Consider the following 14,331-nt stretch of genomic DNA (forward strand, 5'->3'; position numbering starts at 1 on the left):
AGCTAAACGCCGTTCCTGTGACACCACTACTTAAGACTGAATTATTTTATTCTACTCCTATTTACCGGTCTTCTTTTGAGAACCCGCCGACTCAAGATAAATCGGGTTGTTTTTGTTTCCTCCCGACATCAGGTAGGCAACCAGATCTCTCAGTTCGTCCGGGTTCAAACCGTTGATCAAACCTGGCAACATGATCGAAACCGTCGACAGTTTCGAAGACTTCACTTGCTTTTTAGCGATCTTGCGAACGGTTTTGGAATCAAACGGGTTCTGAGCGATGTAATAGAAATTAGCATCTTCATTCACCTGACGGCCGACAACCGATTCACCGCTTTTCAGCTCGTAGGCAATGGAAGCAAACTGATCCGATATCGCCTTGTTTGGTTCGATGATCGCTTCAAGCATATCTTTTGGAGAAAAACGGGTTCCAAGCTGCGTAAGATCCGGGCCTACGTCAGCGCCTTCTCCCTGGATCATGTGGCAACGGCTACATAACACGGCAGAGAAAATCAGCTTTCCGCGCTCGAAATCCCTGTGTTGCAGGCTGTCCTGAACCAATGCTACGGCGTTGTCAATTTTCCAGCCGCGTCCCGGGCCTTTTGGTGAATACAAATTAACAAGATCGTTACCGTTTTTAGTCAAAAGATCTGCTCCCGATAGTTTGTTGTAATATTCAAACTTATCCTTCGGTACGTTTTGCAGCGCCATCTGACGTGCTTTGTCGATAAAACCGATGTAGCTGCGTCCACCCTGGTAGCTGAATGCTTTTTTGTACCAGTTAAAATATTTCTCGCGGGTTTCCGGAGTCCAGCCTGTTTTCTCAGCACTCAACAAAATCGCGTAGAACATCTGCTGCGCAGGCGGCATTTTTTCCAGAAGTCCAGCCAGATCCAGACCATACTGAGGATTTCTAAGGATAAGATCCGCTGAGGCAGTCACCATTTCATTGTCTTTGTCAACGAATTTCTCGTTGTTTTCTAAAAGAGCCAGCGTACGGTCAACCACTTTCGGTGCTTCCAGGAATACCAGAAGTTTCGCGTAGAAACGGTTAAGTCCGGCATTAGCCGATGGATAGTTCGGGCTGAGGTATGCGATAAGCTGCTCTCTTTGCGCTGCGTCCGGCTGACCCATGCGATAGAATACCACTTCGAAAGTGCGTAATAAATCTTGTCTCTGGGCATCTGTCAATTTTTTAAGATCAATACCCATCATGGCTTTCAACAACTGGCTTCTCACGGCTACATCTCCCTGGCGTCCCAATGCAAGCGACGCGTAGATAAGCGATTGTGGATCTTTTTCTGCCAGTGCTTTGGCCTGCCACTGTGCAACCGGCTGATGTTCGATCGCCAGACGTGCCGCGAAACGCAGGAAGCGATCAGGACTTTTCAGATATGGCCATGCCGCATCAATTGCCTTCGGATCCTTTTTCGTGTGATATTGCTCAATGTCGGTACGCTGCTTGTGTTCCGGCGTGATCGTTACCGTTGCCGCGTTAGAACCTGCGGGGATGTTTTTGTAATCCTTGTAATAAACACGATAAAGATCGGATTCAAGACGACGACCACCAGTCAGGAAATACAAGGCACCGTCAGGTCCAATAGCACCATCCGTCAAAGGCAGCGGAGCACCCGAAAGGAATTCTTCGTGATCAGCCGTGTAAGTTGATCCGCTTGGTTTCAAATGAAGGCCATGCACGATACCGAAACTCCAGTCAAATGCCAGAAGCGTATTTTTGTATTTAGCCGGGAAGCGAGCGTCTTTCAGATAGATCAGGTTTGTTGGAGATCCCTGTCCGATGTTCATGATTGGCGGAAGGTTATCCGCAAATGTTGGCGACCAGTTGGCAGAACCAGTTCTCCATCCGTATTCAGCGCCGCTTGTTACATGGCAAACACGTGTCGGGCGATACCATGGTGTACCGAAATCCCATTCCATATCCGAGTCATAAATGAAAAGATCACCAGTTTCGTTGAATGCGATATCGTAAGAGTTACGGAAACCAGCACCCATCAACTCCCAGGTTTTTCCTTCCGGATCCGTGTGTGCTACCCAGCCACCCGGCGCGTTACGGTCGTTGGCGTGTCCGCGTGGATCCTTGATCCATGGAAACAGGTTATCGTTTTTCCAGTTTGGCATCAAACGATAAGAATCCATTTTAGGCAGATCGGTAAAGTTACCTGCTACGACGTACAACGATTTTTTGTCTGGCGAAAGTACAATGCTATGCGGACCGTGTTCGCCTTCGCCCACCAATGGTTTAAGCAAAGTGATCTTGTCATACTTGTCGTTATTGTCGGTATCCTGCAAACGATAAAGACCGCTACCTTTTGGGAACCGGGTGCTTTCGCGGTTGTTGATCATCACATAAAGACTGTTGAACGCGTAAAGCAGACCATGCGCATAACCCATGGCAACCTTGGCGGTATCGCCTTCAACCACCAGTTTTTCAACCTTTGGTTTTTCAGTCGATCCGATGGGTGGCAATTCAAGACGAAACAGTCCGCCGTACTGGTCACTGGTTATCATCCGGCCCTTGTCGTCAAAGGTCATAGAAACCCAGGAGCCGTTCATTTCTTCTGATGGGCTATAAAGATGCTCTGCAACGAACCCGTCGGCTAGTTTAAGTTTGTCCACTTTGGAGCCTGGCGGCCGGTGTTTGGCTGACCGGTTGCTTATTAAAACCCCGCAAAAAGCACCTACAGCAATTAGTACTGCAAGCGTGATTGGAAGTCTGGACCATTGTTTTTTTGTGTACATTTTACAGCTCAGAGTTTAAGTAATTATAAATTTTAAGATTATGATGAATAGAAAACAGACTTAAATAAAGCAAATTAAAACTTTGAAAAATCTGATTTTGCAAGTATAAAACGAATGAGTGAACTCACCATCCTGCTGTGTCGGGTTATACCCGAAATTAAGCAAATTCTAACAGCCTAATTAAAAGTATAATATGTTTAGTTAATATAAAAAGTTATAAACTATTAATACATTCTAAATATTTAATTCTTTTTGAAAAAATAAAAAGTGTAATAAGACTTTACTTACTACACTTTTTATCTGGTTACAGGCTATTACAATTTCTAAACTGCTAGAAATTTGGCGTTAACGCCGATTCTACGGCCGGTAATCCATAATACTGTCCAAGCACAGTAAAGGCATTGTTTGGGGGAACAGACCCGGCAGGGAAATAATAGTTAGCCGGATTTGCTTTAACTCTTGCGCCATAAGGCACGATAATCTCCTGGATTCTGCCCGTTCTTACGATGTCGAACCACCGTTTGTTTTCAAAAGCCAGTTCAACTCTTCTTTCTTTGAAAATTGCTTCACGAAGCTCTGCCTGAGAAGTAGCTGTCGTTGCTGCAAGCCCTGCCCTGGTACGCACCTGGTTTAAATAAGGTAAGGCATCAGACGGTTTCCCTTGTTCGTTCAGCGCTTCTGCTAAGAAGAGAAGTACTTCGGAGTAGCGGTAAACCGGAAAGTTCTGGCCCGTGTTACCCTGTTGTGCATGCGGACGAGCGAACTTTTTAATGTATGGATATTTTTTATCCGCTCTCAGGCTTTGGCTTAAAGTAACATACCCAATAGATGCATCCTTTCTTTTGTCACCCGTTTCATAGGCAGCAATGATGTCCGGCGTCGGAATGTTGTTGTTTTCACCAGAGATGGACTGCGGATTGCTTGTTCCTGTGATTGGTAATAACTCTGCCGCAGTGATCGGGGAAGGAACGATCTGATAGATCAGATTTCCATTGTATCCTGCCGCGCCTTCCATGTATTGCACTTCGAAAACCGATTCTGCATTGTTTTTGTTTGCAGAGGTTCCTGTAAACGCATCGTCATAATTAGGCATCAGCGAATACTCACCGCTTTTTACTACATCACTCAGTAATGTTGATGCTTCTGCCCACTTCTTCTGAACCATGTAAAGGTTTGCAAGCAACATTTTAGCAGTACCGGAGGTTACTCTTCCTGCCTCTTGTTTTGATTTTGACAACAATGAGGTTGAAGCCTCCTTGGCATCTTTTTCAATCTGTGCATAAATGTCTTCCACTTTTGACAATGGCAGCGGAGCTTCCTGACGATTGGTAACCGGCACCAGGTGAAGCGGAACAGCTCCAAAATATCTGGCCAGTTCAAAATATGCGAAGGCTCTCAAAAACAAAGCCTGACCTTTAAGATTGGCTTTAACAGCTGGATCAAAGTCTACGCCATCAATGAGTACCAACACTTGGTTTGCCCTCGAAATGATCAGGTAGTCCTGGCGCCATTGCTGCAATACATTGTCGTTAGCGGTGACACCATTGGCCGTAGGAATTGCAAAATCTGCAATGTTTTCAGTGGCATCTACGGCACCGAAAAGCGGGTTTCTGGCATAGTAAGTATTGTCAGAATGCAATTCTCCCAATTTCCAGGCACGGTCGTTGAAAATGGATCTCAACGGTGCATAAGTGGAATTTACCGCTTGTTCAAAGTCAGCCTGGGTTTTGAAGAAAATACCATAACTCAGCGACGTCTCCGGTATTACGGTCAGGAAATTATCCTGGCAGCTTGTAAATGCCATAGTGGCAAGACAGGCAATAATTATTTTTTTTCTCATCATCAATATCAATAAAATGTTAAATAGCTGGCTACGGTATTTTAGAAATTGAGGTTTAAACCCACTGTCCAGGTACGTGGTATCGGGTAGTTTGAAAAGTCACGTCCCTGACTCAGGTTACCACCATCGCCAGTACCACCGCCTTCGCCACTGGTTTCAGGGTTAGGCCCGCCCCAGTATTTCGTGAATACATATAAATTTTGCACGGAAGCATAAAGGCGGGCAGACTTAAACACTTTATTCTTTACACCGATATTGTAGCCCAGCGTAACGTTTTTAATGGTAAAGAAAGATGCATCTGCAAGGAATTGCGTACTGGCCCAGTCTCTTTCAAGTCCTGTGTAATTTCCCCCGTTGTTAGAGGCGCCAAACTTCCCTTTTCCTTGTGTAATAACAGTAGTAGCTACGGGGTTGCCAGTTACCGGATCTGTGGTATTTTTAACTCTGAAACGATCTTTTACATCTGCAACCATGTTGAATACTCCATCCAGGTTGGCTGTGCTGTACAAATGGGTAACATAAAGTTGATTGCCCTGTGATCCTGAACCTGTAACAGAAAGGTCGAAGTTCTTATACGATACGTTATTAGTGATACCATAGGTGAATTTCGGGAATGGATTACCGATAATGGTTCTGTCATCCTTATCCCCACCGTTCGTAATTACACCATCACCGTTAATATCCTTGTACCGGATAACCCCGATAGCAGAACGTCCCGGCACAACAGGCTGGTTTTTAAGCTCTTCCGCACTGGTGTAATACCCGTCTTTTACCAGACCATAAAACTGGCCAAAAGGCTTACCTACCTGCGTAATGTTGACAGCACCATATACACGGTCAACACCTTCGGAAAGCGCCATAACCTTGTTTCTGTTGAATGAAATGTTGGCGTTGGTTGTCCATTTAACCTGACCTTCCGTGTTACGCGTTGTTAGCGAAAATTCATTTCCCCAGAATTTAATCTCACCGATGTTGTCATTGAAGTTGCTAAACCCTGCCTCTTGCGCGATCTGTACGCTATAAAGCAGGTTCGTTGTTCTTTTGGTATAGAAGTCATACACAAAGGTGATGCGGTCGTTGAATAAACCAAGGTCAAGACCAAGGTCAAACTGCTTGGTTGTTTCCCATCCAAGGTTCGGGTTGGCAAGTGAAGTTACGGCTGAGCCCGGTGCCACTGTGCTTCCGAAAACGGAGCTAATGGTATTGTTTACCAAAGCGTACTGCGTATAGTTACCAATGTTGTTGTTACCGATCACCCCATAACTAGCCCGAAGTTTAGCAAAGGATACTTGTCTTACATTTTTCAGGAACTCTTCGTCTGAGGCTACCCAGCCCACAGAAGCGGACGGAAATGTTCCCCAGCGGTTGTTAGCACCGAAACGTGAAGAACCATCGGCACGTATTGCTGCGGTGAAAAGGTATTTGCCTTTGAAGTTATAGGTCAAACGCGACAGGTAAGACGACAACGTAAACTGATCTACACCACTGGCAGTTCCGCTTCTTGAGAGATTGATTGCGCTTTGCGGAGTCGAAACGCGGTCATCTGGATAAGTGTTTGCAGAGACTACCAGTACTTCCCGACGGTATTTCTGCTGTGTGAAACCCGCAAGTATTTCGAAATTGTGATCACCCAATGATTTATTGTAAGTAACCGTATTTTCGTTCAACCAGCTGAAATCCTGTTGATCAGAACGGATCGAGGATGCTGTTGTGGGAATTGGTACGTTAATCTGGTATGTCGCAGTCGACGGGTTGAAATAGAAGAATTTCTCCATCCTGAACTCTGTATTGAAAGAGGTTTTGAATGTTAACCCTTTGATCGGCGAATACGACGCATATGCATTACCAAGGAACCCTGTTTTCTTGGTTTCATTAGTCAACTGGTTGGCAGCACGTACCCAGTTTGGATAGTTGAAAATGTTACCTGTGCTACCGGGGAAAGTGTTATAAGTCGTAAGATTTCCATTTGCATCATAAATCGGCATTACCGGCCAGGTGTGCAATGCGTTGAAAAGGATACCTGTACCACGGTCACCATCCGATTTTGGTGTGTTGTCAAAAATATAAGAGGGAGCAATGTTGAAGCCCAGTTTTATTTTGTCGCTCACACGGTATTCGTTGTTGATACGCAAAGAGTATCTCTTGTATGAGTTGTTCAAAACAACGCCTTTCTGGGTGAAAACTCCGGCAACCACCGATGTGCTTGATTTTTCAGTGTTGGTTGTTACAGTCAGGTTGTAGCTTTGAAGCGGAGCCCGTCGAAGTAATGCACCATACCAGTCGTTGTTTTTGCCTCTGTATATTGAAGGGTCTTTGAATTCGTCAGGAACGGCCTGATTCTGATCTTCATAATACTCCTTTTTGAACTGCGCAAATTCTTCGGCATTCAACATTTTGACCAGCCCGCGATCCGGAACTTTTTGCGTACCCACGTAAACGTTAAGACCGATATTGGTTTTTCCGGTAGTTGATTTCTTCGTAGTGATCAACACAACACCGTTGGCCGCACGTGAACCATAAAGAGAGGTAGAGGCAGCATCTTTAAGGATGGTGAGGTCCTCAATCTCGTCCGGGTTCATGTTACCGATACTTCCCGTGATAGGAAAACCGTCAACAACGTAAAGCGGATCGCTACCCGCAGAAACAGACAATTGCCCGCGAATACGGATGGACATACCCTGCCCCGGTTTTCCCGTAGTCTGGTTGATCTGCACGCCGGCAAGTTTTCCTTGTAATTTCTGGGTTATCTGTGAAACAGGCATATCTTTAATCTCTTCTGCCTTGATCGTTTGAACAGCACCGGTAATCTCTTTTTTGATCTGGCTACCATAACCTACAACGACCACTTCAGAAAGAGCTTTTGAATCGACTTCCATTTTAATATCCACAGAAGTACGGGTACCCACCGCAATTTCCTGAGAAATATATCCCAGAAAGGAAAAGATCAGCGTACCGCCAGCGTCGGGAATATTGATCGTGTAGGCACCCGTTTCATTTGAAACTGTACCCGTAGACGTTCCTTTAACAACGATGCTGACACCCGGAAGTCCCTGGCCGTTTTCATCGCTAATAGTTCCTTTCACCGCACGGTCTGCTATCGCAGTTACTGCCGGTAATTTCATATCAGCAGGCGTTTCGTTTTGTAAGAGAATACGACCGGAAACAACACGATATGAAATATGCAGCGGAGATAAAAGAGCATCAAGCGTTGCCGACAGGTGCTGGTTTGCAGCGCTTACTGATACCGTCCTGTTGGCCTGGATTGATTCCTTGCTGTAAACGAACTTTACCTTGGCCAGCTCTTCAATTTTGTTCAGAGCATTTTTAAGGTCAACGTTTTCCATTTGCAGCGAAATGTTTTTGTTCAGCAATTCCTGAGCATGAATATCATGAGCGAATGATACTGTGCCGAAGACAAGGCCGATTAAGACTTGCGCCAGAGATATTTTCATAATCTTGTACAGCGAAGCGTACAATTGTAATTGTCGCGGTTGATTCATAAATTTGAGTGGTTTTATTAGATGGAAAAAATAAAACATAGAGCTCCCGTCAACATCTGGAAACAGATGAACTATCGTAGTGATGGGGCGTTATTCCCGGCCGGAAGTGGTGGCTCACTTCCGGCCTTTTTTTGAAAAAAATGAGCTGGGTCTAATTATATCATAAGATGTGGTTTAAAATGAGAAAATAGATTTACGTTATTTACATCCCTGTCCGGTCAGTATAATGCTGGTTCCCTGAATGTTATATTTTGTTCCGACCGACTCACAGACAAGATCAAATTTTTCGTCGAATGTCATTCCGGTCAAATCACCGGTGAAAGTGCATGACTTCAATCTGTCATTGGACATCCTGATTTGTACCCCGTAGCTCTGTCCTAATTCTTCCATTACTGTGGATAATGGTACTTCGTCATAGACAAACTTCATCCTCGCGACTTCCGGTGTTTCAAGCAAAATCGGCTGAGGTACAAGCATTTTTTCTATTTTCTTTTTCTCTTCTGAAAAAACAACGCGCTGGTTCGGAGTAAGAAAAACTTCTTTCGGGCCGCCATTTGCTTCTGTATTTTTAGTGTCGTTGTTAACAATCACGGAAACCCGACCGGTTTTTACACCCACTTCAACAGACCTGGTCTTTTTGTCTGTATGAACCCAAAAGCTTGTTCCAATTACCCGCGTGACCGTGCCCTCGCAGAGTACGTAAAAAGGACGTTTTTTGTTTTTGGTTACATTAAAGAAGGCGTTACCTCTTAGCGTAACGACCCTTTTATCGTGCTCAAAGTGAGTCTTATAGGTGACGCTGCTGCCAGGTTTCATATGAACGGTGCTGCCGTCTTCGAACATTACAGACTTGCATTTATCCGTATTGTTGACTTTCCTGATGAAATTGTTATCATCATTTTCCACAACATCGATCTGCTGTGATAGCATGTATCTCACCGTCGTCCAGTCGCTTCTCATCATGAAAACCGCCAGTATCAGCGAGGCAGCCACGCTTCCGTAAATCAGATAAGAGTTGAGACGGCTACGAAATGGCTTTTCGTCCTCCTGCTCAGTGGTGCCTGTATTGATTCTGTTTTCAATATCAGCGAATAGCTTTTCCTCCGTTACAGCTTTTTCAAATTCATTTAGGGTGAAATACGGTTCTGACTCAATTTTGTCAAACCAGATTTGCATACTGATTTTCTCTTCTTCTGTACACTCGCCCCGCGTGTAGCGTTGAAGTAATTTTTCAAAATCGGACCTGGTCATAGAAGAGAAATTATTAATTATACAGCGAAGTCGTTTCAGGAATAAAATTCCCTAGACAGATTATAAAAATTCTTTTAATGTTTATATTTTTTGTCTTGAATGACGTTTATCTTCCCTGAATAGTTATATCAGGAAAAATGCGAGCAGAATCACAACAAAGTCTTTCAGATAAATCCTGAGCGTTTTGATGGATTTGGTAATGTGATATTCAACTCCTTTTTCAGAAAGCTGAAGGTGTGTAGCGATTTTTGTAACAGGCCAGTTTTCCATACGACTTAACCTGAAAACCTCCTGTGATTTCTCGGGCAGCGTTTTGAGACCTTTCTCCATCAATGAGGTTAAGTCGTTGACAGCAACGATATTTTCCGTCTGCAAATCTTCCTGTTCGATGAACGAACGGTAATAATGGATATAATTATTTTTGACGATTTGTGTCCGTATGTAGTCAATGACCGCATATTTCGCGGCGCGGACGAGGTAGTTTTCCAAGGACTGGATTTGAAGCGACTCACGTTTTTCCCAAAGCTGCACAAATATTTCCTGAACGAGTTCTTCGGAAACTGCTTTATCGTTTAAGCGCCTCTGTGCAATGAGAAAAAGTTTATACCAGTATTTCTTATAAATCGTCGTAAATGAACTTCTGTCTCCCTGAATAAAATTTTCAATGAGTTGCATTTCAGACACAGCAAGGGCAGATGAGCTCATAGGTAAAATATTTTCTGAATACTGGTACAATGCCTGTACTTTTTACTATTCTATTCGATTGTCTTCTAGTAGTAAATAGTTATACTAAATAGATAATTTATACAATAGTAGCATTCGTCAAAGCCCCAACTATCCTGCTGTGTCTGGTAATATTAAAATTTATACTTTGTCTAGTTATACTAGCAGCTCCGGCACTGCTTTTCCCTTACCATCGGGTGTTGTGTAAAAAGGACGCTTCTCAACTTCATATTGAGTATCCGCCGAAATACCCAATGCCTGATAAATCGTCTGGTGAACCTGATCTATTTTAATCGGGTTTTCGATCGTTTTACAGGGACGTTCATCGGCAGTTTTGCCATAAACGAAACCCTTTTTGATACCGCCTCCAAACATCAGCATGGAGCAGCCGTCCGTAAAGTGACGATGCATGCCGTAGAATTTCAGATCGTTTAAGATATCGGGCTGATTTACCTGCTCCTGAACCTTCTGGTCTGGCCTGCCTTCTACCATCATATCCCGGCTGAACTCACTTGCCAGCACGACAATCGTGCGGTCGAGATGACCTGATTTATCAAGGTCTTTGATCAGCTGGGCGATCGGCCCGTCGATCTGTTTTTTCATATCTTTCAGACGGGTGTGGCCGTTTTCGTGCGTATCCCAGCCTTTAAAAGGTTCATATTCAGTGGTTACACTAATAAACCTGGCGCCTTGTTCGGTCAATCGCCTGGCCAGCAGACATCCCAGACCAAAACGTCCGGTATTATAAATGTTGTAACTTTCTTTGGGTTCCGTGCTCAGGTCAAATGCTTTTGATTCGGGTGAATTCAGCAAAGTATAAGCCTGTTCCATCGATCGTTTCAAAGATTCACGCTGGTAATCGCTGCCAAATTCGCCTACCGGACTGTTGTTAATCAGTTCATTATAAAGCTGATTACGTCTCTCAAATCTCTTTGCATCCATACCTACCGGCGGGCGTACGCTTTCCAGTCCCTGACTGGGATCCGGAATAAAGAACGGACCGAATTCATTGCCGAGAAATCCTGCCGTGTGAAATGCTTTCAGTTCTTCTGCTTCACCGACGGTAAAGCGCTGGCCGATATCAATAAATGCGGGAATCACGGGGTTTTTAGGGCCAAGTTCTTTCGCTATCCAGGAGCCCATATGTGGCGCAGCTACTGTCTGTGGCGGTTCATAACAGGTATGCCAGTGGTATTGGTGCCGGCTGTGAAGGATATGGCCCATATCCGCAGCTACGTAAGATCGTATCAGGGTACCTTTATCCATTACCTTTCCAATCGATTCCAGGCCCTCGGAAAAATGAATTCCATCCAGAATAGTCGGCACTGATTTGAAGGTACTCAATACCCTGTTTCCCTCCATGCCGGTAGCATAAGGCGTGTAGAGTTTCGGGTCGAATGTCTCGGTATGCGCCATGCCACCAGCCATCCATAACAGGATCACCGTGTCCGCACTGGAATCAGGTCCGCCCAAACCTTTGCAGCTTGAAAGTATATTTGAAACCGGGGCTCCCGCTGCCAAGGCAGCCATCGTCGCGGCACTGGCACGCTGTAAAAATTCTCTTCTATTCCAATTCTTATTCATGGTATTAATATTTTTTAAAAGAATAGTTAGTATCTGTCTTTTGATAATAATTAATTGTATCGTAATATTTAACTAATGGTATTTTTGAAACTATTTAATTTTTCTATTCATTTTAATTATATAGTATTTTTGATTATTACAATTAATACTATACTTATCAAGCTAATTTAATGTTTTAAAAATATCGTAATTATATAGAGAATTATACATTTTAAACATATCATACTTTTTGTAATTATTATTTTTATTAAAATGTATAATATGTTTAAGATTATTAATTGGTTTATTCATAAGTTAAATATTTAAAATATCGAGCTTTCTGAATGTGTAGTAATAACTTAGTTTGTAACACTCAGTAAATCAATTGGAACTCTGGAATAAGGGCTATTGCCCAAACGAGATCCTGGATGCTTTCTTCGCTTGGATTGGCTCCCAGAATCTTCTTCGCTACAACTAATTCCTTGGGCATTGGTGCTCTTCCCAACGCATTTCGGTATAATGCTGTAACCAATAAATCAGATGTCGGGTATTTTATCCGCCATTCCTTGGCGCCTCTTTTCAGCGTTTCTGTAAACTTTTCTCCGTTCGTCAGTTCCAATGCCTGCAATAAATTGGCTTGCGAAGTCCGGCTGGTGCTGACAGTTTCACGGTTCGGCCGACCAAGTGCGGTCAGGAAAGGGTCATTTTTCACAAACCCGGCGCGGGCAAACGGAAGCTTTTTCTTAATATCCTCAGTCAGTAATTTGATAACAATGGCCGAGTCGGCGTACATGGGATTGAAGGATGTGCTGATCGCATCTGAGAATTGTTCAGCCGAAAGCCGGCGGCGGACCATCCCTGTAAACTTGTAATTATTGGCCATGATATCTCCTGCTTCCTTCACCGAAGTAGATGGCAGCTGGTAGGTTTTTGAAGTGACGATTGTGAAAATAAGTTTTTTCATATCATAACCGTTTGCTGCAAAATCTGACGCCAGCCAGTCAAGCAGATCTTCACTCCAGGGAGCGTTATCCATCATGTCCACGGGCTCGACAATACCACGACCCAGAAGCTGTGCCCAGATGCGATTAACCACCGTGCGATAGAGCCGGCCGTCCTTCGGTTGGACAAGGAAATCGGCAAGCTGGCGCAGGCGCTTTTCAGTACTCGCATCAACACTTATTTCGCCAAGTTCCGGGAAAAGAATTTTTCTGCCCGCCATTTTTCCGGTGGGTTTATCACAGCGGTTTATTTCAAGAAGTGTATCGGCAAAAATATTGGCGAAGGCATACGACTGTTCAAGTTTCCAGTCACTGATAAAACTGTCGTGGCAAGAGGCGCATTTTAAATTAAGTCCGAGAAAAACCTGAGAGACATTTTGCGCAGCCTGCATTTCAGTACGCTGACTGGAATTGATTGTACCCCGCCATTTGATCCCCTTGATAAATCCTTCCGAACCTTTGCCCGGACTTATCAATTCTTTGACAAACCAGTTGTAAGGTTTATTGACCTGCAAAGATGTGTACAACCACTTGGTAATATCAAAGCGGCCACCGGTGATGTAGCCGGTTCCTGAATAATCGTTGCGCAGGACATCGTTCCAGAACGACATCCAGTGTTGTGCGTAATCATCATTTCTGTTTAGCAATTCCCTTGCCAGAATTTCTCTTTTATCAGGGCGTGAATCCTGGACAAATGCGTCAATTTTTTCAGGAGGCGGAAGTAAGCCGATAATATCCAGATAAACGCGGCGGATATAAATGCGATCGTCCACGACCTTGGTCCAGGCCAGTTTGTTCTTTTGGAAGTAATTGTTGACGAATAAATCGATTGGCTTGGTAAGATCTCCGGTGGCTGCGGGAATGGCAGGCGTGCGTGGTTCCAGTGCCGCTACACGATAAATGGATTTCATTTTTCCTTCCGGCCATTGCGCTCCTTTTTCAATCCAGTAACGAAGTATGGTAATTTCCTTTTCGGTTAATCTCTTTCCTTTGGTTGGCATGGCTTCCTTATGCCCGGCTGGCAGCGAAATGCGTCTGATCAGTTCACTTTTGTCCGCATGATTTGGAATAACCACCACACCATCTTTTCCACCTTTCATCATGGCCTCTTTACTGTCGAGGCGTAAGTCACCCTTTGTCTTGGCTTCCCCGTGACAACTGTAACAATTGTGGGCCAGAATGGTCCGTACTTCAATATTCAGGTCTTCTACCTGTTTGGGTGTTAAGGTCTGCCCGTTATTTGCTAACAGGAAATCCGGCGTTTCTGAGGCCGCAAGTTGTGGTGTCTGATTAAATGGCAGTACGCTGGAAAGATAATCGTCTCCGTGCGTTAACATGGCCCCATAATGGCCTGCGAATGACACACCGAAGACTGTAATAATTAATAGGGTCCGGTAAAGCGGTAATTTGTTGCGTTGCAGGCAAATCAGCGCCAGGGATGCCAGTAACATGGTCGTTATGCCCGCCCAGCGGTGTATTTCGAGGCTGTCGCCTCCGTATTCGCCCTCGCTGGCAAGCAGCCAGCCAAGCCCAACGGCCACCACAGCACTGATGGTTCCGATCCATATCAATATGGAAATGGCTGCACGGAGTTTGTCCGACTTTTTTTTCCAGTCAATAATTTCTAAAAGAAGGGCAACGCAGAGTAAGCTTATCGGGAAATGCACCATGAGCGGGTGAAGTCTTCCCAGAAATT

7 protein-coding genes are annotated in these 14,331 nt (G+C 44.4%); all 7 read right to left on the reverse strand.

What is annotated here, in order from left to right:
- Window positions 1-57: 57 nt before the first annotated feature.
- Window positions 58-2,757, reverse strand: a complete 2,700-nt coding sequence (locus tag M1L62_RS14295) for a PQQ-dependent sugar dehydrogenase (protein ID WP_254560268.1) — start codon at window positions 2,755-2,757, stop codon at window positions 58-60.
- 331 nt (window positions 2,758-3,088) lie between these two features.
- Window positions 3,089-4,597, reverse strand: coding sequence for a RagB/SusD family nutrient uptake outer membrane protein (locus tag M1L62_RS14300; protein ID WP_254560494.1), 1,509 nt, complete (start codon window positions 4,595-4,597; stop codon window positions 3,089-3,091).
- Between the two features lie 41 nt (window positions 4,598-4,638).
- On the reverse strand, window positions 4,639-7,719 hold the full coding sequence (locus M1L62_RS14305; RefSeq protein WP_254560495.1) for a SusC/RagA family TonB-linked outer membrane protein: 3,081 nt from the start codon (window positions 7,717-7,719) through the stop codon (window positions 4,639-4,641).
- Between the two features lie 576 nt (window positions 7,720-8,295).
- Window positions 8,296-9,348: a FecR family protein gene (locus M1L62_RS14310; protein ID WP_254560269.1), complete on the reverse strand. Its 1,053-nt coding sequence runs from the start codon at window positions 9,346-9,348 to the stop codon at window positions 8,296-8,298.
- Between the two features lie 123 nt (window positions 9,349-9,471).
- Window positions 9,472-10,053, reverse strand: a complete 582-nt coding sequence (locus tag M1L62_RS14315; RefSeq protein ID WP_254560270.1) for an RNA polymerase sigma-70 factor — start codon at window positions 10,051-10,053, stop codon at window positions 9,472-9,474.
- Between the two features lie 174 nt (window positions 10,054-10,227).
- Window positions 10,228-11,655, reverse strand: coding sequence for a DUF1501 domain-containing protein (locus M1L62_RS14320; RefSeq protein WP_254560271.1), 1,428 nt, complete (start codon window positions 11,653-11,655; stop codon window positions 10,228-10,230).
- Between the two features lie 352 nt (window positions 11,656-12,007).
- A complete protein-coding gene (locus M1L62_RS14325) occupies window positions 12,008-14,305 on the reverse strand; it encodes a DUF1549 domain-containing protein (protein WP_254560496.1) in 2,298 nt (765 codons plus the stop codon).
- Window positions 14,306-14,331: the final 26 nt, after the last annotated feature.

This window comes from Dyadobacter diqingensis (assembly GCF_024220585.1).
Taxonomy (GTDB): domain Bacteria; phylum Bacteroidota; class Bacteroidia; order Cytophagales; family Spirosomataceae; genus Dyadobacter; species Dyadobacter diqingensis.